We start from the raw sequence: 25,729 nt of genomic DNA, 5'->3' as shown, positions 1-25,729 counted from the left end.
GAATTTATTTTTGCAAAGTCGCATTTTGCTCGCTTAAGGCTTCTTCTTTTTCGTCTTCTTGCCTTATCTCATCGTACCTTGCTTTGGCGTTTTCATAAACACCAGCTGGTAGGCTTATGTTTAAATCGTCCCTTAAGCTCATCACATCATCACAAGCATTTTGGTAGCCAAGGTCGCAACTTTTCATATAATAACTCACGCCAAGCTCGATATTTGAGTGTTTTTTTAGATCACTATCCATTTGCTCATTTATCTCTTCATTTACAAACATATCACCCAAAGCCTCGCACGAAAGCACATCTTTTTGCTCACAGCCATCGTAGAAAATTTCATACGCAGCTACGTAATCTCCGGCATTTAGCGCCTCAATACCTCTATCATAATCATCAATATCAAAGCCAAATACCAAATTTAAAGCTAGGATTAAAAAAACTATCTTTTTCATATAAAGCTCGGTGCATCGTTTGAAAAAAGTATGAGATCGCCAGCACGCGTATTTTGAGCTAGAATTTCTTGCATTTTATTTTTATCCTTTAAGATGATGATCTTTGGCTTTACGATGTGCTTTAGTAAAACTTCAGCATTTAGCGAGCTTGTGATGATGACAAGATCAAAAATTTCGTTGATGATCTTAGCTAAATTTGCATTTTGCTCCGCGTCACTCTCGACGATACCAGGTGTTAGCAGCACTTTTCTGCCAGTATAGGTGCTTACAAGCTCGTAGCTTGCACTCATGCCTGAAAAATTTCCATTAAAGCTATCATCGATTATCAGCTTGCCGCCAGCCTCGATCTTGCTTAGGCGGTGCTCGACGTTTTTCATCTTAGATAGCGCTCTATCTACCGCCTCATCGCTCATTTTTAGATATCTTGCCACCTTGATACAAACGGCTAAATTTGTAGCGTTAAATTTGCCAAGCAGCGGCGAAGCGTAACTCTTGCCATCAAGCGTGAACGAAATTCCATATAAATTTGCATTGATATCTTTTAGACTTTCATCGTAAATTTCTAAATTTTGGCTTGGCTCTTTCTTTGTCGAGCTATGTAAAAATGCCATTTGCAAACGAGTGCTTTGAAGTGCTTCAAGCTTGGTGGCTCGGATATTATCAAGCGTTTTAAAATACTCAATGTGTTGCGCGCCGATCTCGCCAACGATTACGATTTGCGGATTTAGAAATTTAGTGATCTCTAGGATGTCGCCCTTTAGCCTAGCGCCTGCCTCAGCGATGTAAATTTGCGTTTGCTCGTTTAAATTTTCATTGATATCTTTGATGATGCCAGCCATTGTATTTACGCTACGAGGTGTTTTGTAGCAGACAAAGCTATCTTTTAAAATTTCAAATAAGAAATTTTTGATACTAGTTTTGCCATAGCTTGCTGTGATCAAGATAATTTTTAGATCTTTATTTGCGCCCAGTTTTTTAAGTGCTTTGTTTTTAAAGCCTTGAAATTTTATCTTTTCTAAAATTTCACTAAAAAATAGGCTCACAACCAAGACAAAAAGTGGCATCGGAGCTAAAAATGCCTTGTGGATGATGAAATTTAGAGCATAGTTTAGGATAATAGCGCAAGCAAGGATTACAAAAAAGTGCTTGATCCTGCCAGTAATTACTAGCTTTTTATCAAGTTTTTTGTTCCAAAGATAAAGAGCTGGTAAAAGCGCAAAGTAAAAATAGATAAAAAACCACTTACCAGTCGTGTAAAATAATACCAACGGTACGATAAAGAAAAAGACGTGCCAAGCAGGCTTTGTGAAGTAAAAGAGCACTCGCTCAGGCCTATATGAAAACCACTGAAAGCAAGTAATCACATAAAAAGCGAGCGCAAAGATAAATAAAACCGTGCTTATGCTTAAAAATATACTCATCTTATCTCCTCAATCCCGCTCTCATCGTCATCTAGCACAACATTTTTTGCTTCATTTAGCTCAAAATTTATCCCTTTTTCTATCTCGTCACTTATAAATTTAGCGTGAAGTAAAAAGAAAAAATGATCACCATTAAGCGGAAAAAATGAGCTATTTTTTATGAGCTTATGTATACTCTCTCCGCTTGTTATAGGCGTTGCCTTGTCATTTTCTCCCCAAAATATAAAAGCCTTGCCACTAAAGCTGGCAAAATGCTTTGTAAAATCCTCATCAACGACGTTTTTTAGGGTTTCATACATCACTCTACTCATACCGCTCACATCTTTTGTGGCAAAGAGTTTGTAAAATTTTCCAAATCCAAAAAGCTTAAAAATTTTAAAAATAGCGATCTTTGTGCGCACAATAAATGGCTTTTTGACAACTATGCCAGCTGAGCTCAAAAGCACAAGATATGGCGGTTTTAGAAGCGTTGCAACCTTGCCACCAAAGCTATGTCCTACGATGATATCTGGCTTTATGCCAAGCTCATCACAGAAAATTTCAACGATTTTTGCGTAATCACTTGTTTTTAACGGATCAATAATGGAGCTTTTACCAAAGCCTGGCGTGTCGATATAGACATGGCAAAGCTCGTTTAGATAGTGCCCAAAAGCCTTTTTCATTATCTCTTTGTTTGCACCCCAGCCGTGCAAGAAAAGCACTATTTTTTTACATTTTGGATTTACTACTTCGTAGCTGATCTCATACTCGTCTGAGCCGTATTTTACCGCCCTACTCGCCATCGTTTTCTCTCTTTTTTGCAGTATAAATGCTCTCAAGCACGCTTACTGCCTCGCAAAGGCGCTCATATTCTTCCATATTCAAAAGCACTGCTTCAAATTTATTATTTTTAACAATGACCGCTCTTTTTAATTCATTAGCTCCCACACGAGAGAGCACTGAACTAAAATTTCTAACTACTTCAGTTGCTGTATAAATTTCGTCTTTTGTAAAAGTTACCATTGTCGCTCTTTGTGTAAAATTTTACGTAAAATATCACAAACTACTTTATAATCTACTAAATGGCCTAAATTTTTCCGCGACCTTTTACTGAAGTGATCGAGTTTATAAAGCTATAATCGATCTTTATATTACGCTCTCTTGGAAGTGAGTTTGCAAGAGCATTTAAAGTGCTTTCAAAATCCTCAAATAGATAGTTTGCAAGGCTTCCTGGATTTGGATTTATCTCATTTAGATAGACCTCATCATCTATCACAAAGAAGTCGCATCTAATTATCGCCCCGTCAAATCCACAATCATAAATTTTTGAAAAGTTAAATTTAAGCTTTTGCTTTAGCTCTTCAGAAATTTCAGCCTCTTTTACCTTGTTTTCATTTGAAAAGCTAAGATATTTCTGCTCGTAGTCAAGAAATTCTTTCTTTTTTGGCTCTTCGATGATAGAAAATTTTATCTTTCCATCTATCTTACAGCCTGCGAGGTTATACTCTTTTACTCCCTTTATAAAAGGCTCGACAAGCACATCCTTATCAAACTCAAATGCCACGTCTTTTGCATAAGCTAGCTCGCTAGCGTCATGCACTATGTTTACACCAATGCTACTTCCAAGTCTTGCTGGCTTTAAGATAATAGGATAGTGAAATTTTGGCTCACTTTGACGAGTTAGCATCTCATAGTCAAGCGCCTTTACACCAGCTTTTTGCGCTAGAAATTTAGTAAGCTCTTTGTTGTAGCTAAGCGCACTCACTTCAAGCCTTGGACCTATATATTTTATGCCGTAAAAGTCAAAAAGTGCCGCTATCTTGCCATCTTCGCCGTCCATGCCATGGATCAAATTTATAATGACGTCGCACTCTACTTTTTTATCGCCAAAGAGAGAGTGTATGAAAAATCCACCCTTAGACAAAATGAGCTTTTTTGAATTTTTGTATTTACCAGAGCTAAAGAAATTTGCTCTCATATCTTTTTGCTCGATCAAGTAAAAGTCCCTATTTGCGTCGCAAAATATAAATTTTAGCTCTTGCTTTAGGACATTTTTTAAAACTATCGCACTAACTATGCTTATCTCATGTTCATAGCTCTTTGCTCCAAATACCACACCTAAATTCATCTTTTTAATCCTTATCCTAATTTCTTTAATGCTTCTTTTATAAGATCACTCGTATTTTCACTCTTGCACTCAGGCAAAATTTTTACTATCTTCTCACGCTTAAAGCCAAGCGCTTCAAGTGCCAAAAGTGCCTCATTTTGATAGCTTGGCACGCTCTCATCACTTATTAGTTTTGCGTCGCTCAGCTCAGCTATGATGCGTCTAGCGGTCTTTGGTCCGATGCCTGGCACGCTTTTAAAGGTGTCTGCATCACCGCTTATTATGGCATTTGTAAATGCTTGTGAGCTTAGACTTGAACAAACTGCCATAGCCGTGCTAGCTCCGATACCATTTAATTTAATAAGCATTTCAAACATCTTTTGCTCATTTGCATCCAAAAAGCCGTAAAGTAAATTTGCGTCCTCTCTTATGATCTGTGTTATGGCAAGCTCGACTTTTTCGCCCTTGCTAAGCTTGGCTGAGCAAAAAAGCGAGATAAAAATTCCATAGCTTACGCCGCTATTTGTCTTAAGTATCACAAACGCGGGATCTTTTTTGCTGACGATACCTTCGATCGCTTTTATCATCATTTAACCTTTTATTCTTAAAAATTTGTATCTGTGTAGTCTTCTAATTTATTTGACTTTTTGATCTTATACTCAGCCTCATCACCATCACCGATCTTCTCTAAAGTAATGGCATGAGCGGTTTCATTTTGCTTTGAGATATAAGTGACATTTTGTGGAGGATCAACGATAACAAATCTAATCTCATTTAATTCAACCCAGTTGCCTCTATTTATCACTTTTGCAGAAAATATTCCATTTTGCATGATCTCAAGCTCATCTTTTAGAGTAGCTAGCAACTCTTTTTTATCTTTAAAAATTTTTAGCAAAGTATTGTATTCATTGACTAGGCCTTGATACTCTTTTAGCTTTTTCATGAAGGTAACTGGCGGTATCACTTTAGCTTTTGAGAGCTCTTCTACCTTTGCTTTTATGGTATAAATCGAGTCTTTATTTTCATTTATGACATTTTTCTTTGTTTCAATATTTTTTAGAAGCGAAGCAAGCTCTGCTTTTGTATATTCGATCTTATTTAATTGCTCTTGCGTAGCCTCAGCACTCTCAGGCATTTTGCTAGTATCGATTATAAATTTATTGTCAGTGCCTCTTAGATATCTTACGTCTATTAAGTGTGAAGCTGTGATAGTGCAGTTTGAGCCAAGCGTATTTATTTGGATATTTTGAGCGGTTATAGAGCCACCAACGACGCTATTTATCTTAACTCTTTTTGCTACGACATTTCCGCCTTCTAGCCTATCTATCTCAACATTTTCAGCTTCAACCTTACCGATGTGGATAGAAATTTTTGCATTCTTTGCATAAATTTTAGCCTTTTGGTGTGTCTGACCGCCGATTATTACTTCATTTGCTTTAACCATCGCATTTGCACCGACGTTTCCTTTAACCTCTATCTCGTCAGCCTCCACGATGATGCCAGTGCCGATGGCGTCTTTTATAGTATCAGTTTCCCTAACCACCAAAGTCACATTTGTATCAGTGCCTGCTTGAATAGAGCCAGTTGTTTTAAAATTTGCCTCATTTATCTCTATACGCTCTTCAATGTCAAATGAGCCATTCTTCTCAACTACATATCCTGATTTTTTAGCGATGTATATTATGCTATCGTCATTTTCTACTCTCTCTATATTTTCGCTTATACTTATCTCTTTGCCAGTATCTTCTTTTGGCTTTTCTACTGCTAATAATTTGCCTCTCGCATCACGGCCATTTTGCCCTTCGTGAGACTTTTTCTCTTCCATTATCACTTCATCTTGTGCCACGCCAAAAACAAAACCTCTATCAGCGTAATCAACCTTATCTTCCTCTTTTATCGAATCAAGTTTATCTTTGTAGTAGTAAAGTATCTTTGCATCGGTAGCTTTTTTTGGATTTATACCTTGTGTTATGTTTAGTATGTAGTCTTTATCAAGTTCGCCCTTTACATGCACAACTGAGGCTATTTGTTTTAACTCATCTTTTAGTTTGCCGATCCTTATACCTATTAAAATTTGAGCTTTCATAAGCTGTTTGGCGATATATTCAAAAAGTTTATCTTCGTAATGCTGTTCGTATTCACAATCTTTTGTGGCTTTTACCTTTGCGACTACTTTTGTAACTGTTGAATTTACACCGATTTCTATCTTTGGAAGCTTTGGTACAGCATTTAGCCTAACATCAAAAAATTCCACGTCATAGACCTGCTCGATCTCCAATGTCTCGTCAAGATAAAATGCATTATCATCAAAAAAGTTTAAATTTTCTTCAGAGACAAAAACTGGCTCTTCATTATCTTTATTTTTATAATAAGTCAAAATATCTAAAATTTTAAAATCTATAAATTCTACCGGTACGCTGTGTTGCTTGCTTAATTCTTTAAGCGATATATAAGGCGTTGAAGTTTGAATTTGCGTTGGCGGTAAAAATCTCTCGTTTTCTTGCACGTTCTCGCTCAAAATTGATCCATTTCACATAAAATTTGGCTCTTATTATCGCCAAAATTTTATTAAATTTGGGTTATGTAAGCTTTAAAGCATCTTTTGTTACTATTGCGTTTTCAAATTTAATTTAGGTGAGCGATGTTTATAAAAGGTTTTTTTTCAAACTCAGTTGGCATTATGGTTTCAAGAATTCTTGGACTTATAAGAGACCTTTTAACAGCTTCTATCCTTGGAGCTGGCATATTTAGCGATCTTTTTTTTATAGCATTTAAGATACCAAATTTATTTCGCCGCATCTTTGGCGAAGGCGCCTTTACGCAGGCATTTTTGCCAAATTTTGCAAATAGCAAGAAAAAAGCGATCTTTCAGGCTGAAATTTTCATCAAATTTCTACTTTTTATAGGCGTTTTGACGCTTCTTGTAAATTTATTTACGCCCTACTTTATAAAGATCATCGCAAGCGGTTTAAGCGAGCAAAATATCATGGATGCAGTGCCGCTTGTGCGTATAAATTTCTACTATCTAGCCCTTGTTTATATCGTCACTTTCATGGGTGCACTGCTTCAGTATAAAGGGCACTTTGCAACGACTGCGTTTTCAACTGCGCTACTAAATTTAGCCATGATCGCATCGCTACTTTTGGCTCGTGGCAAGAGCGAGAGCGTGGTCGCACTTTATCTTAGCTTTGGCGTCGTTGCAGGCGGCATTTTGCAGGTTTTGGTGCATCTAATCGCTATGAAATTTAACGCCTTAAATAAAATTTTCTGGGGCGGTCTAAGCGGATATTTTAAAGGCAAAAAAGCTAGTAGCAAAGGCTTTTTCATAAATTTCTACCACGGCTTACTTGGATCAAGTTCGATGCAGATAAGCGCATTTATGGACACTTGGCTGGCTAGCTTTTTAGTAAGTGGCTCGATAAGCTACCTTTTTTATGCAAATAGAATTTTTCAGCTTCCGCTTGCCATCTTTGCGATCGCGCTCTCCCAGGCGCTTTTTCCAAAGATCACTAGACTTTTAAAGCAAAAAGATGAAGTAAACGCCCTAGTTTGGACGAAAAAGAGCTTTTATCTGCTTCTTTGCGCCCTACTAGCCGCCACTATCACAGGTGTCGTGCTAAGCGAATTTATCATTTGGCTCTTGTTTGAGAGAGGAAATTTCGTAAGGGCAAACACCATTGAATGCGCTAAGGTGCTAAGTGCCTATTTGGTGGGGCTTACGCCATTTGGTCTGGCTAAAATTTTCTCACTTTGGCTTTACGCAAATATGAAGCAAAAAGAGGCAGCTAAAATTTCCATCATCTGCCTTGTGATAAATTTGATCCTAGCAGTCATTTTGATGCAGAAATTTGGAGCTGCTGGCCTTGCATTTGCAAGCTCACTTGGGGGATTTTTACAGCTTATTTTATATATAAGAGCCTTTGGAGCTAAGCGATTTTTAGCTATAATCGAGCCTAAATTTATAGCCGCCATCGCTATTTTGGCGGTTTTGCTCTATTTTGGTTTAACATTTTTAAAGGATATATTTAATGCGAATTTTTGATACTTCTAAAAGAGAAAAGGTTGAGTTTAGCCCAATAAAAGAAGGTGAAGTTAGCATCTACCTATGCGGTCCAACGGTCTATGACGACGCACATTTGGGGCATGCAAAGTCAGCCGTTAGCTTTGATCTTTTAAGAAGGGTCTTAAAAGCGCTTGGTTACAAGGTCAAATTTGCAAGAAACTACACCGACATCGACGATAAAATTTTAAATAAAATGGCGCAGACTGGTCAAAGCCTAGAGGAGATCACAAACAAATATATAGCGCACTACGAGAGCGACATGGGCGCTTTAAACGTGCTTGATCCAGACTTTAAGCCAAAGGCTACGCAGTGCTTGGATGCGATCATTAGCTACATCAAGGTGCTTATGGATAGAGGTGTGGCGTATAAAACGAGTGATGGAATTTACTTTGATACGAGCAAGGATAGTGGATATTTTAGCATTAGCGGAAAGGATAATAATACCGATCTAATCGCACGAGTGGCTAGTTTTGGCGAGAAAAGAGATGAAAAAGACTTCGTGCTTTGGAAATTTGACGAGAAATGGTATGAGAGCCCATTTGGCAAGGGTCGTCCTGGCTGGCACACCGAATGTGTGGCGATGATAAGGGAGTTTTTAAGCAACAAAGAAAATGATAAATTTGAGATCGATATCCACGCTGGTGGCATCGACCTACTCTTTCCGCACCATGAAAATGAGGCAAGCCAGTGCAGATGCGCCTATCATAAAAATTTGAGCAAATACTGGATGCATAACGGCTTCATAAAAGTAAATAACGAAAAGATGAGTAAGAGCCTAAATAACAGCTTTTTCGTAAAAGACGCCCTAAAAAACGTTCATGGTGAAGTACTTAGATATTACTTGCTTACGAGCCATTACAGGGCGCATTTTAATTATTCAGATGAAGACTTAGTGGCTTCAAAAAAGAGGCTAGATAAAATTTATCGCCTTAAAAAAAGGGTTGATGGCGTGCAAGCTGGCGCTATAAACGAGAGCTTTAAAAATGAGCTACTTGAGGCACTAAGTGATGATCTAAACGCTTCAAAAGCGCTTGCAAGTGTTGATGAGTTTGTAAAAACAGCAAACGAAAGGCTTGATAATAGCCCAAAAGATAAAGCCTACAAGGCCGAAGTAGTGGCAAATTTGGAGCTTATAAGTGAAATTTTAGGCATTGCTAGCACAAACTATGTGGAGTATTTTCAATTTGGTGTAAGCAACGAGCAAAAGGAACAGATAAAAAGGCTTCTTGATGAGCGGACGATAGCTAAAAAAGAGAGAAATTTTGCAAGAGCTGATGAGATAAGAGACGAGCTAGAAAAGATGAACATCTCTATCATGGATACACCAAATGGCGCAGTTTGGGAGAAAAATAATGACTAACTTTGGCTTAAAAGATGTTCTAAAACGCTTTGGCCCATATTTTAAAGACTACATCCCACACTTTATCCTAGCCTTCATCGGCATGGGGCTTGCAAGTGGCGGAACAGCGGTCAGTGCGTATCTGGTGGAGCCAGTATTAAATAAAATTTTCGTTGAAAGAAATGAAATACTGCTTTATATGCTGCCATGTGCGATTATTGCCATTTATGTGTTAAAAAATATAGGCACATTTATGCAGGCTTATTTTACGGCATATATTGGGCAAGATACGATTAGAAGATTTCGTGAAAAGATGGTTGAAAATTTACTAAATTTGGACATGAAATTTTTTAATGATTTTAGAACAGGCGAGCTAATAAGCAGAACCACGAACGACATAGAGCGCATAAGATCTATTGTTTCAAGCATCATACCTGAGCTTATTAGAGAGCTTGTAACTATCATAGGTCTGCTTTGTGTAGTCATATATCAAAGCCCTAAATTAGCCTTTTTTGCACTTGTTGTTATGCCAATAGCGATTTATCCGATCTCGCGCCTTGCTAAAAAGATGAAAAAAATCTCAAAAAAATCACAAGAAAAGACATCTGATATCACCTCTGCACTTAGTGAAATTTTTACAAATATCGAGATCATCAAGGCAAATAACGCCCAAAAATACGAGCATTCACGTTTTATTGAAGAAAATAACAAATTTTTCAAATTAAACCTTAAAACAGTAAAAATCGAGCAACTAGTAAGCCCACTAATGGAAACAATTGGCTCGATCGGAGTAGCTGCTGTCATCATAATAGGCGGCAAAGACGTCATTGACGGAAATATAAACATGGGTGCTTTCTTTTCATTTTTAACTGCACTTTTTATGCTCTACACTCCACTAAAACGCATCGTAAATATATACAACAAAATGCAAGACGCCATCGCCGCAAGTGAGAGAACCTTCTTCTTAATGGATAAGGTAAGCGAGATAAAAGATGGCGAAAAAGAGTTAAGTGAAGAGATAAATTTGATTAAATTTAATGATGTCTGCCTAAACTACGGCGACAAAGAGGTCTTAAAAGGTATAAATTTGGAGGCTCGTAAGTCAGAATTTATAGCCCTGGTTGGTTCAAGCGGTGGCGGAAAAACCTCGCTCATGAATCTACTTATGAGATTTTACGACGTAAATAGCGGAGAAATTTTAATAAATGAGACAAATTTAAAAGATATCAAAATCCACTCACTTCGCCAAAATATCGGACTTGTAACCCAGCGTGTCTATATCTTTAACGATACAATCGCTAAAAACGTGGCTTACGGTAGAGAATTTAACGAAGAAGCCGTGATAAATGCACTAAAAATGGCAAATGCTTATGAATTTGTAAGTAAACTAGATAACGGCATAAACACTATCTTAAATGAATTTGGCACAAACCTTTCAGGCGGTCAAAGACAGCGTATAGCAATAGCAAGGGCTCTTTATCAAAACCCACAAATTCTTATCTTTGACGAAGCCACTTCAGCGCTTGATAACGAGAGTGAAAAAGAGATCACAAAGGCTATAAACAACCTAAGAAACAAAAAGATCATCTTTGTCATCGCTCACCGCTTAAGCACGGTTGAGAGTGCTGATAAGATCGCAGTTTTAAGTGGTGGAAAGATAGTTGATATTGGAAGCGATGAAGAACTTAGCAAGAGAAATGAAATTTATGCAAAACTTAAAGGCAAAGCCTTAGTTTAAGGCGATTTTTGCTAAGATTTGCGTAAATTTTTAGGCATTTTAAAGAGGTTAAAATGAGCTTAAACTACGATACTTTAAAATCTATATTTTTTAAATTTGATCCTGAAACCGCCCATAAAATCGCAGAATTTGCAATGGTCGGAGCAAATAAAATTTTTCCAGGATCTTTAAGCTTTGTAGCAAATAAGTGCGTGGTCGATGACAATGCACTAAAACAAAATTTATTTTCAAGCACTTATCACAACCCAGTTGGCATAGCTGGGGGCTTTGATAAAAATGCCACAATGTTTGAATCACTCACGGCTCTTGGCTTTGGGTATTTAGAATTTGGCACATTTACTCCAAAACCTCAACCTGGCAACGACAAACCAAGACTTTTTAGGCTTATAGACGAAGAGAGCATCCAAAATGCGATGGGCTTTAACAACGATGGTTGCGAGGCTATTAAAAATAGAGTCAAAAAACTTTATCCTTATACTTTACCTATCTGGGCAAACATCGGTAAAAACAAGGTTACACCAAACGAAGACGCAATAAAAGACTATGAAATTTTAGTAAGAGAATTTAGTGAAATTTGCGACACCTTTGTCATAAACGTCTCATCGCCAAACACGCCAAATTTAAGAGCCTTGCAAGATAAAAATTTTATAAAAGAGCTTTTTAGTGTCATTTTGCCACTTACTAAAAGGCCGATCATCTTTAAAATCGCTCCTGATATGAGCCACGAAGATGCGATCAAGCTTTGTAGCTGCGCGGTAGAAAACGGCGCTAGCGGCGTGCTTGTTTCAAATACAAGCGTTGATTACTCGCTCTCTCACTCGTCAAATTTAAAGGATTTTGGCGGACTAAGCGGCAAGGTGATCACTAAAAAGTCAAAAGAGATCTTTAAAGCCGTGGCAGACGAACTTTATGGCAAGACGACGCTTATCGCATGTGGCGGCATAGATAGCGGTGCAGAAGCATATGAACGCATAAAAATGGGAGCAAATTTAGTGCAAATTTTTACAAGCTTTATCTTTAAAGGGCCGATGATCGCAAGAGATATAAATTTAGAAATTTTAGAACTTTTAAAAAGAGATGGCTTTGCCTCTATTAGTGAAGCGGTCGGTATTAATGTTAAAAAATAAAAGGCAAAAGATTGATAAAATTTAATAAAACAAAACTAGAAAACGGACTAGAAATTTATCATGTACCAGTAAATCCTGGCTCAAAAGTGATAAGTGTCGATGTATTTTACAAAGTTGGCTCAAGAAACGAAGTGATGGGCAAAAGCGGCATCGCTCACATGCTAGAGCATCTAAATTTCAAATCAACCAAAAATTTACGTGCTGGCGAATTTGACGAGATAGTAAAGGGCTTTGGTGGCGTAAATAACGCAAGTACAGGCTTTGACTACACTCACTACTTCATAAAAGCCTCAAATGAAAATTTAGACAAAACGCTTGGGCTTTTTGCCGAGCTTATGAAAAATTTAAGCCTAAAAGATAAAGAATTTCAGCCAGAGCGAGACGTGGTGCATGAAGAGCGCAGGTGGCGAACAGACAACAACCCTATGGGATACCTCTACTTTAGGCTCTACAACCACGCATTTATCTATCATCCATATCACTGGACACCGATAGGCTTTATAAAAGATATCGAAAACTGGAATATCTCCGACATAAAAGAATTTCACGCTACGTATTATCAGCCCAAAAATGCGATTTTGATGATAAGTGGCGACATCGGCAAGGATGAGGCATTTAAGCTAGCTAAGAAAAATTTTAGTGGCATAAAAAACAAAAGAGCCATCCCAAAACTACACTGCAAAGAGCCTGAGCAAGACGGCGCTAGAAGGGCTATCATCTATAAAGATAGCCAAACGCAAATGCTAGCTATCGCTTATAAGATCCCAGACTTTAGGCATGCTGATCAAGTGGGACTAAATGCGATCAGTGAATATCTAGCTACTGGCAAAAGCTCGATTTTACAGCAACGTCTAATCGATGAGCTCATGCTTGTAAATCAAATTTATGCTTATAATATGAGCTGCGTTGATGAAAATTTATTTATATTTTTAGCAGTTTGCAATCCAGATGTCGAAGCAAGTGTGGTTGAGGCTGAAATTTTAAAGATCATAGATGATTTAAAAAATAAACCAATCGACAAAGATGATGTTTTAAGAGTTAAAAATTTGATAAAAACTGATTTTATTTACTCATTTGAGAGTGCAAGCAAGGTCGCAAATTTATATGGCTCATATCTTGCTAGAGGCGACATAAAGCCACTTTATGAGCTTGAAAAAAATATCGATAAGATAGATGCCAAGCTTTTAAAAGAGATAGCAAATAGATATTTTAATGAAAAAACCAGCACAACAATAATTTTAAAAAAGGAATAAACGTGGAAAATTCGCTTCAAGGTGCGATGACCGCACTCATTACGCCATTTAAAAATCAAAAAGTGGATGAAGTCAGTTTTGAAAAACTAATAAAAAGACAGATAAAACACGGCATAGATGTTGTTGTGCCAGTTGGAACTACCGGCGAGAGTGCAACACTAACGCATGATGAGCATAGAATTTGTATCGAAATAGCCGTAGATGCATGTAAAGGCACAAATGTAAAAGTACTAGCTGGAGCTGGTAGTAACGCCACTCACGAAGCTATTGGTATTGCTAAATTTGCTCAAGCCCATGGCGCTGATGGTATCCTTTCAGTTGCGCCTTATTACAACAAACCAACACAGGAAGGGCTTTACGAGCACTACAAAGCTATCGCAAATAGCATTGAAATCCCTGTGCTTCTTTACAATGTTCCTGGCAGAGTTGGCGTGGATATCTTGCCAGCAACCGTTTTTAGGCTTTTTAAAGAGTGTAAAAATATCTACGGCATCAAGGAGGCTACAGGTAGTATAGATAGATGCGTAGATCTGCTAGCTCACGAGCCAAATTTAGTAGTCATTAGCGGCGAAGATGCGATCAACTATCCTATCATATCAAATGGCGGTAAAGGCGTTATCTCGGTTACTGCAAACCTCTTACCAGATCAAATTTCAGAGCTTACACACCTTGCAATGAACGAAGAGTACAAAAAAGCAAAACTAATAAACGATAATCTATATACTATAAATAAAACGCTCTTTTGCGAAAGCAATCCGATACCGATCAAAGCGGCGATGTATCTAGCTGGGCTCATCGACTCTTTGGAGTACCGCTTGCCACTTTGCAAACCAAGTAAAGAAAATTTTAAAAAGATAGAAGAAGTAATAAAAAATTACGAAATAAAGGGTTTTTAATGAAGGACACACTAAACGAATTTAAAGGTAAAACACTAGTCATCAGCGGCGGTACTAGAGGTATCGGTAGAGCTATAGTTGAAGAATTTGCAAAAGCTGGTGTAAATATAGCATTTACCTACAACTCAAACGAAGAGCTTGCAAAAGAACAAGCAAAAGAGCTTGAGACTACTTACAAGATAAAAGCAAGAGCATATGCACTAAATATCCTCGAGCCAGAGACTTATAAAGAGCTATTTTTAAAGATAGACGAGGATTTTGACAGGATTGATTTTTTCATCTCAAATGCTATCATCTCAGGTCGTGCAGTAGCTGGCGGATACACTAAATTTATGAAGCTAAAACCAAGAGGCATAAACAATATCTTTACAGCAACAGTAAATGCCTTTGTTGTAGGCACTCAAGAAGCTGCAAAACGCATGGAAAAAGTGGGTGGTGGTAGCATCATCAGCCTATCATCGACTGGAAATTTAGTATATATCGAAAACTACGCAGGTCACGGTACAGCAAAAGCAGCCGTTGAAGCCATGGCAAGATACGCTGCGACCGAGCTTGGCGAGAAAAATATCCGTGTAAACGTCGTAAGTGGCGGCCCTATCGAGACAGATGCACTAAGAGCCTTTACCAACTACGAAGAGGTGCGCGATATGACAGCAAAGCTTAGCCCGCTAAACCGCATGGGACAGCCTGCTGATCTAGCCGGAGCATGTCTATTTTTGTGCTCATCTAAGGCTAGCTGGGTGACTGGACATACATTTATAATAGATGGTGGCACGACCTTTAAATGAGAAGATTGAAATTTTAAGCATAAAGGCATATTTGTGAGTTTAAATTTACCAAACGCATTGGCATTTTTTAGGATACTACTGGCTCCACTTATGTTTTTTATGCTTGTAAATGCGCCAGGAATTTTTACGCAAATTCACATAAGCTGGATAAACTACTTCGCAGCTCTTATTTTTGTGATCGCCTCGGTGACTGACTTTTTTGACGGCTACATCGCCAGAAGTTGGGATCAAAAGACCAAACTTGGCGCTATCCTTGACCCACTAGCTGATAAGATGCTGATCTTGGCTGCATTTTTAGGCCTTATGATGCTTGGTAGAGCGAGCGCTTGGGCTGTTTATCTCATCTTGGTAAGGGAGTTTTTTATAACTGGTTTTCGTGTCGTGATGGCAAGTGATGGTGTCGAGGTCGCTGCATCAATGGCTGGCAAAGTAAAAACAGTCTCGCAGATGTTTGCGGTTGGATTTTTACTGATGAGCTGGCCTGGTGGCGAACTTTTACTCTGGATCGCTGTTGCGCTCACGCTTTATTCTGGGTTTGAATATATCTTTGCCTATGTAAAGGCGATGAAAAAGAGCTAAATTTTTTTCGTTCGTAAGACCTAAAGTTTTTACTTGCAAAATTTTATATAAAATAATCAAATCTTCATTTTCTAAATAAGTAAAATTAAGTTAAAAATTTCTCCTAGCTAAAAGAAATTTTTAGCTAAACGCCGTTTGAGAGTAAATTTATAAATTTTGGCTAAAATCTCATCAATTTTTCAAAAAAAGGTAAGTTTTGAAAGGTATTTTCTTCACGCTAGCCCTACTTTGTCTTGGGCTTTATGCGTATTCATTTTATTTTTTAGTGACCGTTTTAGCCATTAGTTTTCTCATATTTTTTCACGAGCTTGGCCACTTTTTGGCAGCAAGAACGCTTGGCGTAAAGGTAAATACCTTTAGTATCGGCTTTGGGGAGAAAATTTACACCAAAAATGTTGGCGGCACCGACTACTGCCTAAGCGCGATCCCACTTGGTGGATACGTACAGCTAAAAGGTCAAGACGATACCGACCCAAAAGCTAAAAACTACGACGCGGACAGCTACAACGTGCTAAGTCCTATAAAGCGAATTTACATCCTCTTTGTAGGGCCATTTTTTAACTTTATCTTGGCGTTTTTTATATATATATTGCTTGGATTTATCGGAGTTGAAAGACTTGCACCAAGTATCGGCCACATAGCTGAAGGCTCGGCAGCTGCGAGCGCTGGACTAGCTAAAAATGATAAAATTTTAGCAATAAATGGCGTAAAGATAAACGAGTGGGATGAGATCAGTAAAAATGTAAAGCTTGAGCCAAGCACCATTTTGATAGATCGCAACGGCTCGCAAATGACTATAAATTTAACACCAAAGATAGGCGAGACGATAAATCTATTTAATGAAAAGGTGCAACGCCCATTGATCGGGATCTCTCCAAATGGAGAAGTGATAAAAATTTACCACACTGGTCTTGCGGGCATAGATTTTGCCTTTAGTGAGACGATCGAGGCATCAAAACTAATCTTTAAAAGCTTTACCAAACTAGTAAGCGGAGCGGTGCCATTAAAAGAAGTTGGCGGCATCGTACAGATAGCTGATGTCACTTCAAAAGCCGCAAAAATAAGTCTTGGCGTACTTTTGACGATTGTTGCTTTAATCTCAGTAAATTTAGGCGTTTTAAATTTATTCCCAATCCCTGCACTTGATGGTGGCCACATACTTTTTAACTTATATGAGCTGATTTTTAGACGCGAGGTAAATGAGCGAGTGCTCATCATGCTCACCTACTGTGGTTGGGCACTACTGCTTGGCATAATGGTACTTGCGACTTTTAATGACATTATGAGATTAAGCGGAGGTTTATGATGATAGTTTTAAAAGAGCTGCTAGAAAAAATCGAAAATTTAAGCAAAGATGTGACGCTCATCGCCGTTAGCAAAAACGTCACAAGTGCTGAAGTAAGAGAGCTTTACGCACAGGGGCAAAGAAATTTTGGCGAAAATAGAGTCCAAGAGCTAGCCAAAAAAGAGCTAGAACTACAAAATTTTACTGATATAAAATGGCATATGATCGGCCGCTTGCAAAATAACAAAATAAATCAAATGGTAAGCCTAAAGCCCACACTTTGGCAAAGCTGCGATAGCTTTGAAAGAGCTGTAGAGGTCGATAAAAGGCTTAGCTACAAGCTAGATACTTTGCTTCAAATAAACTCGGCTGATGAAGATACAAAGCAAGGCGTAAGCGTAGCAAATGCGGCAGAAATTTATGAGCGTATCCAAAGCGAGTGCAAAAATATCAATCTAAAAGGTGTGATGAGTATCGGAGCGCATGTGGATGAGCCAAAAGAGATTCAAAAGAGCTTTAAACTAACTTATAAAATTTTTGATAGCCTAAAGCCAAAAGGTGCAACTATCTGCTCAATGGGCATGAGTAGTGACTTCGAGCTAGCGATAAAATGTGGCTCAAATATGATCCGCCTTGGCACTATGCTTTATCTGTAATTTTATCGCTTTTGTCTGATTTGCCTCTGCTGCTGGAGCTTGATAAATTTTTACTAAAAAGACTTGAAAAAAATTAAAATTTAATATTTAGCGTCAGCTAAAACTAGAGCAAAAAGTACTTTTACGCCAGCTTTTTCTAGAGTGTTTTTAGCCTCAAGTATCGTAGTGCCAGTGGTTACGATGTCATCTACCAAAATAACTGGCGCAGTGATCTTTTTTAGGATTTTAAAATTTCTTGGGTTATTTTGTCTAAATTGTAAATCCTTACCACTATAGCTGATCTTACTGGTTGCATGCAGTGCATGAAATATGGGCTTTAGATTTTTAGCCCTTAGTGCATTTGCCAAAATAGCCGTGTGTGAGTAGCCAAAATGAACTCTATCATCTATAGGCAGAGCATAGACTTTCTCCGGAAAGCTAAAGCTTTTAGCAAATTTATTAAATGCAAATTTGGCTAAGTTTTTATATATAAGATATCCGTACATTTGGTGCTTGGAGTGGATGAGTTCTTTTATTTCAGAGTAGCCGTAAAAGCTATAAATTTTAAAGCCCTCTAGTTCTCTTACTATCGGGCTTGGCTCGCTTAAAATTTGTGAGCAAATTTTACAAAATGTATTTAGCGTAAAGCTCTTGCAAAACGCACAAAACATTAGCTATTTAAAATAGCAATTGCTGTGCGTTTGATGGCATCATTTATGATCTCAGTTAAAAATGATTTAAATGCTCCACCTGTGGGAATTAACTCAAATTTGGTTTGATTATTTGAAATGTTTTTAACGATGCTTTGATCGCCTTTTTGGATCTTAAGTGTAATCTTAATATTACCTTTTGTATTATCAGTGCCGTATCCGCTCATATTTGCTTCAAACTCGTTGATAAAAATTTCAACTACAACGCCACCCATGCCATTTACATTTGCACCGCGCGCCATAAGCTCTTTTTTGAGCGAATCAATAAAATAAGTAGCAAGATCGTTTTGAAGCACGACATATTCTTTTACGGTACCTTTGCTATCAGTGATCGTAGCAATGGTACTTTTATTTTTGCGGTTATCATGCACTGCGCTTATGTAGGCCTCAAAGCCGCTATTTTGCTGGCTCGCAGCAGCCTTATATGGATCAAATGCGACAACACTTTGACTTGGCGCACAACCAGTTAAAAATAAAACAAAAAATCCAAAAATAGCTAAAAATTTAAATTTATTCATCGTTTTTCCTTTTTAAAGTTTAGTGATCTCATCGGCTACTTTTATCGCGGCTTGTTTAACCAAAAGTGCGATAAAAAAGTCAAACTGACCAGACTCTGAAGCCTCTAGCTTCTCCACATGGTGCCTAGTCGAGATAGGTAACGTTTTTTTGAAATTTATATTTGAAAGAATAAGAAGCCCATTTAGATGTCCATTTAAAATTTCTGAACTTCCTGAGTAGTTTCCTCTAAGCTCGTCAAATCTAAAATCAAGCCTATATGTGTAAGGCGATGTTTGAGTATCGACAACAACGATCCCGCGAGAATTTAACTCACGCTGCAAAAACATGTAAAAAAGCACTTCAAGGCGCGGATTTGAGTTAAAAACTGCAGTATTTCCTTCAACGCCTGTGTAATATATCGATCTTGCACTACTTCTAGCATCAACGATTCTGTGAAAATAAACCTTTTTTAATCCAACATTAGTATCGATCATGTTTTTTTCCAAGCAGCAGTTTATTGCTACATCACTTTTGTATTTAACACCATTTATAAAAAGACCATCGCCCCTGCCTTTACAAGCGCTGCAGTCAGCCGGTATCCTCATAACCTCTTCAAAATACATCTTATCTTCGCTATTTATGCTCGTACTTTGCACGCCGTCTATTCCTTCACATGATAGACAAAGGCTAGCTTTTGCCACACAGCCAGTTAGAAAGACAGCTGCAAAAACTGCCAGTAATGTCATTCTTAGCATTTTACTTCCTTTTGCTCGTTTTGTTTTTTACGAAGATTTTTCGCACTCTCGCCTGCGATGCCATAGTTATTCGTATCGATCTCATCGATAATGACAACGGTATTTTGAGCGCTTCTACCTAAAATTTCGCTTATTAGCTTTGTAACTCCGCTTATCATCTTCTCTTTTTGCTCCACACTTGGGCTATCACCCTCTTTTGTCACACAAATTTTCACAAATGGCATAGTGCTCCTTTTTGTAAATTTAGTATTTAAACCTATCAAAACAGCATAAGACAAGTCATAATGTCGTGAGATGATTTTGGATGTTGCGCATAAATTTTCGATCAAGATAGGACAAATAGTCCATCGAAGAGAGAAAATTTAAAGCTCATTCAAAGGCGCTCACGGCACGCCTCTAGTCTATTTTTAAGACGGATAAGAATGCTTCTTGCGGCAAATTCACCTTTCCTATCGCCTTCATACGCTTTTTACCCTCTTTTTGCTTTTCAAGCAACTTTCTCTTACGAGTGATGTCGCCGCCGTAGCACTTGGCTGTGACGTTTTTACCCATTGATTTTACGGTTTCTCGAGCGATTATTTTATTGCCGATGCTAGCTTGTATCGCCACCTCAAAGAGCTGACGCGGCACGATCTCTTTCATCGCCTTTACGAAGTCCCTGCCCTTTGTCTGCGCCTTGCTCTCAGGTACGATGATAGAGAGCGCATCGACCGTCTCGCCAGCCACTTTGACATCAAGCTTTACTAGATCGCCCACGCGGTAGTCGCTAGGCTCGTAGTCAAAGCTCGCGTAGCCTTTGGTGCTTGACTTTAGCTTGTCATAAAAGTCCATAACGATCTCGTTCATCGGTATGTCATACTCGAGCAATACGCGGTCAGTCGTGATGTAGTCCATCTTCGTTTGTATGCCGCGGCGGTTGTTTAAGAGTGTGATAATGTTGCCCAAAAACTCGCTTGGAGTGATAATAGTCGCTTTCACGTATGGCTCAAGGATCGAGTCTATTTTATTGACTGGTGGCAGCTGGCTTGGGTTTTGGATCTTTAAATTTAGCCCATCAGTTTGGATGACTTCATAAGTCACAGTTGGCGCTGTGGCGATGAGATCTAGGTCAAATTCACGCTCCAGCCTCTCTTTGACGACCTCCATATGAAGAAGACCTAAAAAGCCAACCCTAAAGCCAAATCCAAGTGCGACCGAGGTCTCTGGCTCGTAGCTAATGGAGCTGTCATTTAGCTTTAGCTTATCCAGCGCATCACGCAGATCTTCAAATTTATCAGTTTCTATTGGATAAAGTCCCGCAAAAACAAACGGCTTAGCCCTCTCAAAGCCGCCAACTGGCTCTTTTAGAGGATTTCTTGACTGCGTTATCGTATCTCCAACTTGCACGTCGCTAACATTTTTAAGCCCCAAAACAACGATGCCAACCTCGCCAGCTGCAAGGCTTTTTGTCTTGATAGGAGCGATAGGGTTTGGATACATGAGGTCTAGCACGATGTGTTTTTTGCCCGTGCCCATGACCAAAATTTCATCATTTTTTGAAATTTCACCATCATAAACACGCACAAGAGCAAGCGCGCCAAGGTAGTTGTCAAACCAACTATCGTAGATTAGCGCCTTTGTAGGCTTGCTTACGTCGCCATTTGGTGCAGGGATCCTCGTGATGATCGCTTCAAGCAGCTCTTTTATGCCAACGCCTGTTTTTGCGCTTACTTCGATCGCTCCTGAGCAGTCAAGTCCTATGATGTGCTCGATCTCGTCTTTTACCCTAGCAGGGTCAGCCGCTGGTAGGTCGATCTTGTTGATGACTGGGATGATCTCTAGGTTGTTTTCTAGCGCGATATAGACGTTTGCGATAGTCTGCGCCTCTACGCCCTGAGAAGCGTCTACGACTAGCAGCGCACCCTCGCAACTAGCTAGGCTACGGCTTACCTCGTAGCTAAAATCGACGTGTCCTGGAGTGTCTATCAAATTTAGAACAAAATTTTGCCCATTTATTGCGTAGTTTAGGCGGACAGACTGGGCTTTGATCGTGATACCACGCTCTTTTTCGATATCCATCGTATCCATGATCTGGCTGCTCATCTCACGGTCACTTACGGCGCCACACTCCTGAATGAGGCGATCAGCAAGCGTGCTTTTGCCGTGGTCGATGTGAGCTATGATGCTAAAGTTTCTAATGTTTTTCATGAAATCCCTAGTTAAATTTTAGGCGATTTTATAAAAAAAATCGTTAAAGTTGAGTAAAAATGAGTTTGCTAGGTTAGCAAGGCTTAAATTTAAAGCTCAAATTTAGCTCTTAAACTTTTACGCAAAGCGCAGAGCACAACGCAAAGTGAATATAAAAAATAAAGATAAGCAAAAAGCGGTAAAAAAGCGAGAAAAGCTGAAGCATAAACTAAAGCACTAAGCCCGTATGTCGCAGTTGCCAGCACTGGCACGTGATAAGTCCAAAGCTCTGGCTGCTTAAACGGAGCATCTATGGCATTAAAATACAGAGCAAAATTTAACGCCAGCAACAAAATGAATATATAGCCCTTTTTCATACAAAATAGAGCGCAGATCAAGGCTACTACGAAATTTACTGCGATAAGAGGAACCATATCCATAAAAATACCAAGCAAACCGATAGCCACGACCATTGGATATTCATTTTTTATGCGAAACATTAAATTTAAGCCTTTTGCGTCAAATTTCACTCAAATTTTAGTGATGATGCCCAAAGTGATCATCTTCATCATTTAGCTCGCAGATGAGATCATCTTTGTGCCCAAGGCTCTCGCTCTCAAACTGAAGCGTGACATGGCCGATGCCAACGTGAGAAAGCTCGTGCTCGATGCGCTTTATCATCTTTGAAATTTCAGCCACGCTTAGCGCATCATCCACCACCACATGGGCTATGAGCGCGTTTGTGCCAGCATTTATCGCCCAGATATGTAGGTCATGCACGATTTTAACGCCATCTACGCCCTTTATAACGCCTAAAATTTCATCCGTATCAAGCTTAAGCGGCACGGCTTCTATCAGGATATTAAAGCTATCTTTTAGCAAGCTAGCGCCACTTTTTATGATGAGTAGCGAGACAAAGATACTTGCGATGCTATCGGCCTGCGTGAAGTTAAATTTCATCACAAGAAGTGCCGCGACGATGGCACCAACCGAGCCAAGCGTGTCGCCAAGCACGTGCAAATAAGCACCTTTCATATTTAAATTTTCTTTTGTATCAGCACTTTTATGCATATAAATAGCCACGACTAAATTTACCACAAGCCCCAAAATGCTAACAAAAAGCATCGTCTCAGCTTTGATCTCTGGCTCGTTAAAAAGCCTGATGATAGCTTCGACTACGACAAAGACTGCAAGTGCGATAAGAGCGATGGCATTTATGAAAGCAGCGATGATCTCGACCCTTTTGTAGCCAAAGGTCTTTTGTAAATTTGCCCTTTTTTCTGCGATCTTAAAAGCAATCAGCGACAAAAAGAGAGCCGCAGCGTCTGAGAGCATGTGAAATGCGTCGCTAACAAGCGCAAGCGAGTTTGAAACGAAGCCAAAAACGGCCTCAACTATCATAAACGTGAAAATTAGAAAAAATGAATTTCTAAGAACGTTCTTGTTGTGCATCATTGTCCTTCTTTTGGGCGTCGATCCTCTTGCCGATATCTTTTAAATTTGAAAATTCCTCTATGAGCTTTGGCGAGTCATCAAGACTGATGACGAAATTCCATATATAGGTCATCACAGAGTAGATGTGGCCGGCATTTGTCTGCTGCGAGCTTAACACTATTATCGCCACCAAAAAGAGCAGTGAAGCGCTAATGCCGATGATAAAATAGCTTATCGCCTCCCTATTTGAGATCGCTATACGAAATTTAGAAACGACATCGTAGTGCCTATTTAGCGTGCTTTTGTTAAAAACACCTATCACCTTTGCCTCTTTTTCTAGGCGGTCATTTAAGCGAAGATAAAGGTCGTCATTTTTCTTAATATATCTTGGTAAAAATATAAGAAAAGCGATCATTACGGCAAAGCACGCCACAGCGACCTTTGGCTCAACAAAAATGAGCATAAACGCTGAGCCGATGATCGAAATAACCGATGTAAAAAATATAGGAAAATGCGTCTCAAAGAAATTTACAAACTCTCGCGAGAGCGCTACTCTGGCGATGATGGCGGAGTCGTCTTTGGCATTTTGTTTTTCATTCATGATGACATTTACAGCAAGCTTTGCGTAGATATTTGCAAAAACTTGCGTATCCACGCGGCGTCTAATGGCTCCTACAAGCCACGCTATGAGCACAAAAAGTGCGTAAATGAGAGCATTTAACGTATTTCCTTGCATGATTGCGTTTATCGCAAAGCCCGCAAATATCGGGTATGCTAGAAAAAGTCCGTTCTCTGCTAGCACCAAAGCAAAGGTCAAAATGAGCTTTTTGTTATGCTCGGTCGCTATGCTCTTTAGCGTTTTAAAGGCGTTATTTTGCAAATTTACTCCTAGAATTTTTTGCAAATTCTAGCCCAAATTTATAAAAATTTGAAATTTTTTGTTGTAACTCTTGACATTACAACAAAAAATTATTATACTTCGCTCATCAGTTGTAAGTAAAAAGATTACAACATAAAAATAAGGAGAAAAAATGAAAAATTATCAGGTTGCAAAGGTCGCAAACGAGCCAAGAGTCGAGCTAAAAGAAGCTTTAAATTTAACTGGCTGTGAGGTATCTATAAATGAGCTTGCGGCAAATGTAAGCGTGCCATTTGTCCATGCGCACAAGCAAAACGAGGAGCTTTACATCATCACTGATGGCGATGGCGAGCTCTTCATCGACGGCGAAGTGATAAATGTAAGCAAAGGTGACGCGGTGCGCATAGATCCAGAGGGTAAGAGGTGCTTTAAAGCTGGCAAAAACGGCATCAAAATGATCTGCATCCAGACAAAACGCGGTAGCCTAGAGCAATACACTATGAGCGACGGCGTGATAGTTGATGACGTAAAGCCAAGCTGGCTCTAAATTTAAAGACAAATTTAAAGGATAAACAATGAAAATAGCAATCATAGGTGCAAACGGCAAAAGCGGTGCAAATTTAGTAAATGAGGCGCTAAAACAAGGTTACGACGTCACAGCGATCGTTAGAAACAAAGAGTATAAAAACGAAAGCGTAAAGGTCGTTTATAAAGATATTTTCGAGCTTACAAAGGCTGATTTAGCAGGCTTTGACGCGGTTATTAGCGCATTTGCAGCATGGAGCGAAGAAACCTTCCCACTTCACAAAAAAGTGGCCGCCCACCTAGTAAATTTACTAGAAGGCACTAACACAAGGCTCATCGTAGTTGGCGGCGCTGGCACGTTATTTGTTGATAGCAAAGGCACTATGGTCATGGATACGCCAGACTTCCCAGCAGCATATATGGGTGTGGCAAAGGCTACGGCGGAGTCATATTTTGAGCTAAAAGGTAGCACAAATGTGCTTTGGACGTATGTAAGTCCAGCAGGCGACTACGACGCAAATGGCGCTCGCACGGGCAAATACGTGCTTGGCGGGGATGATCTCATACTAAACTCAAAAAATGAGAGCTACATAAGCTACGCAGACCTTGCGCTTGCGATCATTGACGAGCTAAAAAACAAGAAATTTATCCAAAAGCGCTTTACCGCCGTCGGAGAGAGAGCATGAGTTTATAAATTTGACAGCTAGCAAAGGCTCATAAGTCAAATTTAGCTGGCTGTCTTTGGCAGAAAATTTAAGTATAATCACGAAAAATTTAAGGACGATCATGCAAGTTGGCATTAAATTTTCAACTGCAATACACGCGCTTTTATGTGCTAAATTTTTTGAAAACGAAAAGGTTACTAGCGAATTTATAGCTGGCAGCATAAACACAAACCCAGTTATCGTTAGGCGCCTGCTTGGCACTCTAAAGGCTGCAGGACTTGTGAATATTGTAGCTGGAGTTGGTGGTGTGAGTCTTGCGAAAGAGCCAAAAGATATAACCCTCCTTCAAATCTTTAACGCAGTAAATGATAAAGAAAAACTTTTTAAGATCCACTCTGACTCACCCAAAGCCTGCCCACTTGGTAGCAAGATCGAGGGACTCTTAACTGGTCACTTCCTAAA

Annotated in this window: 28 protein-coding genes; 13 read left to right on the top strand and 15 right to left on the bottom strand. The window is 39.0% G+C overall.

The annotated features are described in order from the left end of the window. Positions 1-4: 4 nt before the first annotated feature. The 7 genes from CVS95_RS08735 to CVS95_RS08705 all read right to left on the bottom strand — a co-directional run bounded on the left by CVS95_RS08735 (position 5) and on the right by CVS95_RS08705 (position 6,470). Positions 5-445: a hypothetical protein gene (locus CVS95_RS08735; protein ID WP_107696336.1), complete on the bottom strand. Its 441-nt coding sequence runs from the start codon at positions 443-445 to the stop codon at positions 5-7. Beyond that, positions 442-1,866 (bottom strand): Mur ligase family protein, encoded by a 1,425-nt coding sequence (locus CVS95_RS08730; RefSeq protein ID WP_107696335.1) that lies wholly within the window; start codon positions 1,864-1,866, stop codon positions 442-444. The genes CVS95_RS08735 and CVS95_RS08730 overlap by 4 nt, the downstream gene beginning before the upstream one ends. After that, positions 1,863-2,648: an alpha/beta fold hydrolase gene (locus CVS95_RS08725; protein ID WP_107696334.1), complete on the bottom strand. Its 786-nt coding sequence runs from the start codon at positions 2,646-2,648 to the stop codon at positions 1,863-1,865. The genes CVS95_RS08730 and CVS95_RS08725 overlap by 4 nt, the downstream gene beginning before the upstream one ends. Then, a complete protein-coding gene (locus tag CVS95_RS08720) occupies positions 2,638-2,868 on the bottom strand; it encodes a type II toxin-antitoxin system Phd/YefM family antitoxin (protein WP_021091404.1) in 231 nt (76 codons plus the stop codon). The genes CVS95_RS08725 and CVS95_RS08720 overlap by 11 nt, the downstream gene beginning before the upstream one ends. A 64-nt stretch (positions 2,869-2,932) precedes the next feature. After that, positions 2,933-3,973 carry a D-alanine--D-alanine ligase gene (locus CVS95_RS08715; RefSeq protein ID WP_085657260.1) on the bottom strand — a complete coding sequence of 347 codons (1,041 nt, stop codon included), beginning with the start codon at positions 3,971-3,973 and terminating at the stop codon, positions 2,933-2,935. Between the two features lie 11 nt (positions 3,974-3,984). Continuing rightward, positions 3,985-4,539, bottom strand: coding sequence for a Holliday junction branch migration protein RuvA (gene ruvA, locus CVS95_RS08710; protein ID WP_087578896.1), 555 nt, complete (start codon positions 4,537-4,539; stop codon positions 3,985-3,987). A gap of 17 nt (positions 4,540-4,556) precedes the next feature. After that, the gene (locus tag CVS95_RS08705) at positions 4,557-6,470 is read right to left on the bottom strand and encodes a flagellar assembly protein A (RefSeq protein ID WP_107696333.1); all 1,914 of its coding nucleotides are present in this window, start codon (positions 6,468-6,470) and stop codon (positions 4,557-4,559) included. A 123-nt stretch (positions 6,471-6,593) separates the two neighbouring features. Here CVS95_RS08705 and murJ point away from each other — a divergent pair, with 123 nt between their 5' ends. The 10 genes from murJ (at position 6,594) to CVS95_RS08655 (ending at position 17,676) form a co-directional block, all read left to right on the top strand. Continuing rightward, entirely contained in the window at positions 6,594-7,994 is a 1,401-nt protein-coding gene (gene murJ, locus CVS95_RS08700; RefSeq protein WP_107696332.1) for a murein biosynthesis integral membrane protein MurJ, read from the top strand. Continuing rightward, positions 7,981-9,375 (top strand): cysteine--tRNA ligase, encoded by a 1,395-nt coding sequence (gene cysS / locus CVS95_RS08695; RefSeq protein ID WP_107696331.1) that lies wholly within the window; start codon positions 7,981-7,983, stop codon positions 9,373-9,375. The genes murJ and cysS overlap by 14 nt, the downstream gene beginning before the upstream one ends. Continuing rightward, positions 9,368-11,092, top strand: coding sequence for an ABC transporter ATP-binding protein (locus CVS95_RS08690; protein ID WP_107696366.1), 1,725 nt, complete (start codon positions 9,368-9,370; stop codon positions 11,090-11,092). Before cysS ends, CVS95_RS08690 begins: the two co-directional genes overlap by 8 nt. Positions 11,093-11,145: 53 nt before the next feature. Continuing rightward, a complete protein-coding gene (locus tag CVS95_RS08685) occupies positions 11,146-12,219 on the top strand; it encodes a quinone-dependent dihydroorotate dehydrogenase (RefSeq protein ID WP_107696330.1) in 1,074 nt (357 codons plus the stop codon). Positions 12,220-12,230: 11 nt separating this feature from the next. Next, the gene (locus CVS95_RS08680; RefSeq protein WP_107696329.1) at positions 12,231-13,472 is read left to right on the top strand and encodes a M16 family metallopeptidase; all 1,242 of its coding nucleotides are present in this window, start codon (positions 12,231-12,233) and stop codon (positions 13,470-13,472) included. 26 nt (positions 13,473-13,498) lie between these two features. Then, the gene (gene dapA, locus CVS95_RS08675; protein WP_054197407.1) at positions 13,499-14,368 is read left to right on the top strand and encodes a 4-hydroxy-tetrahydrodipicolinate synthase; all 870 of its coding nucleotides are present in this window, start codon (positions 13,499-13,501) and stop codon (positions 14,366-14,368) included. Continuing rightward, positions 14,368-15,156: an enoyl-ACP reductase gene (locus CVS95_RS08670; protein WP_107696328.1), complete on the top strand. Its 789-nt coding sequence runs from the start codon at positions 14,368-14,370 to the stop codon at positions 15,154-15,156. The genes dapA and CVS95_RS08670 overlap by 1 nt, the downstream gene beginning before the upstream one ends. Before the next feature lie 33 nt (positions 15,157-15,189). Further along, positions 15,190-15,735 carry a CDP-diacylglycerol--glycerol-3-phosphate 3-phosphatidyltransferase gene (gene pgsA / locus CVS95_RS08665; protein ID WP_085657289.1) on the top strand — a complete coding sequence of 182 codons (546 nt, stop codon included), beginning with the start codon at positions 15,190-15,192 and terminating at the stop codon, positions 15,733-15,735. A 196-nt stretch (positions 15,736-15,931) separates the two neighbouring features. Next, positions 15,932-17,041, top strand: a complete 1,110-nt coding sequence (rseP, locus tag CVS95_RS08660) for an RIP metalloprotease RseP (protein ID WP_107696327.1) — start codon at positions 15,932-15,934, stop codon at positions 17,039-17,041. Next, a complete protein-coding gene (locus tag CVS95_RS08655) occupies positions 17,038-17,676 on the top strand; it encodes a YggS family pyridoxal phosphate-dependent enzyme (RefSeq protein ID WP_199906352.1) in 639 nt (212 codons plus the stop codon). The genes rseP and CVS95_RS08655 overlap by 4 nt, the downstream gene beginning before the upstream one ends. 80 nt (positions 17,677-17,756) lie before the next feature. Here CVS95_RS08655 and CVS95_RS08650 read toward each other — a convergent pair whose 3' ends face one another. The 8 genes from CVS95_RS08650 to CVS95_RS08615 form a co-directional block, all read right to left on the bottom strand. Next, the gene (locus tag CVS95_RS08650) at positions 17,757-18,326 is read right to left on the bottom strand and encodes a phosphoribosyltransferase family protein (protein WP_107696326.1); all 570 of its coding nucleotides are present in this window, start codon (positions 18,324-18,326) and stop codon (positions 17,757-17,759) included. Beyond that, on the bottom strand, positions 18,326-18,883 hold the full coding sequence (locus tag CVS95_RS08645; protein WP_107696325.1) for a YajG family lipoprotein: 558 nt from the start codon (positions 18,881-18,883) through the stop codon (positions 18,326-18,328). Before CVS95_RS08645 ends, CVS95_RS08650 begins: the two co-directional genes overlap by 1 nt. 12 nt (positions 18,884-18,895) lie before the next feature. Further along, positions 18,896-19,618 (bottom strand): hypothetical protein, encoded by a 723-nt coding sequence (locus CVS95_RS08640; protein WP_107696324.1) that lies wholly within the window; start codon positions 19,616-19,618, stop codon positions 18,896-18,898. Next, on the bottom strand, positions 19,612-19,842 hold the full coding sequence (locus CVS95_RS08635) for a 2-hydroxymuconate tautomerase family protein (RefSeq protein ID WP_107696323.1): 231 nt from the start codon (positions 19,840-19,842) through the stop codon (positions 19,612-19,614). The genes CVS95_RS08640 and CVS95_RS08635 overlap by 7 nt, the downstream gene beginning before the upstream one ends. A 172-nt stretch (positions 19,843-20,014) precedes the next feature. Next, on the bottom strand, positions 20,015-21,805 hold the full coding sequence (gene lepA / locus CVS95_RS08630; RefSeq protein WP_107696322.1) for a translation elongation factor 4: 1,791 nt from the start codon (positions 21,803-21,805) through the stop codon (positions 20,015-20,017). Between the two features lie 89 nt (positions 21,806-21,894). Next, positions 21,895-22,284: a transporter gene (locus tag CVS95_RS08625; RefSeq protein ID WP_107696321.1), complete on the bottom strand. Its 390-nt coding sequence runs from the start codon at positions 22,282-22,284 to the stop codon at positions 21,895-21,897. A gap of 37 nt (positions 22,285-22,321) precedes the next feature. Continuing rightward, positions 22,322-23,236, bottom strand: a complete 915-nt coding sequence (locus tag CVS95_RS08620) for a cation diffusion facilitator family transporter (protein WP_107696320.1) — start codon at positions 23,234-23,236, stop codon at positions 22,322-22,324. Next, entirely contained in the window at positions 23,214-24,122 is a 909-nt protein-coding gene (locus CVS95_RS08615) for an ABC transporter six-transmembrane domain-containing protein (RefSeq protein WP_413784128.1), read from the bottom strand. The genes CVS95_RS08620 and CVS95_RS08615 overlap by 23 nt, the downstream gene beginning before the upstream one ends. A 127-nt stretch (positions 24,123-24,249) precedes the next feature. On the opposite strand from CVS95_RS08615, the gene CVS95_RS08610 reads away from it, so the two are divergent. The 3 genes from CVS95_RS08610 to CVS95_RS08600 form a co-directional block, all read left to right on the top strand. Then, a complete protein-coding gene (locus tag CVS95_RS08610) occupies positions 24,250-24,624 on the top strand; it encodes a cupin domain-containing protein (RefSeq protein WP_107696318.1) in 375 nt (124 codons plus the stop codon). A 28-nt stretch (positions 24,625-24,652) separates the two neighbouring features. Beyond that, a complete protein-coding gene (locus tag CVS95_RS08605) occupies positions 24,653-25,288 on the top strand; it encodes an NAD(P)-dependent oxidoreductase (RefSeq protein ID WP_107696317.1) in 636 nt (211 codons plus the stop codon). A 100-nt stretch (positions 25,289-25,388) separates the two neighbouring features. Further along, positions 25,389-25,729, top strand: a 341-nt coding sequence (locus tag CVS95_RS08600) for an Rrf2 family transcriptional regulator (RefSeq protein WP_107696316.1), incomplete at its 3' end; no start/stop codon positions are given.

Origin of the sequence: Campylobacter concisus (assembly GCF_003048905.1) — a bacterium.
GTDB lineage: Bacteria > Campylobacterota > Campylobacteria > Campylobacterales > Campylobacteraceae > Campylobacter_A > Campylobacter_A concisus_V.
Note: the sequence above shows the minus strand (reverse complement) of the source record. Positions and strands in the feature narration are given on the sequence as shown.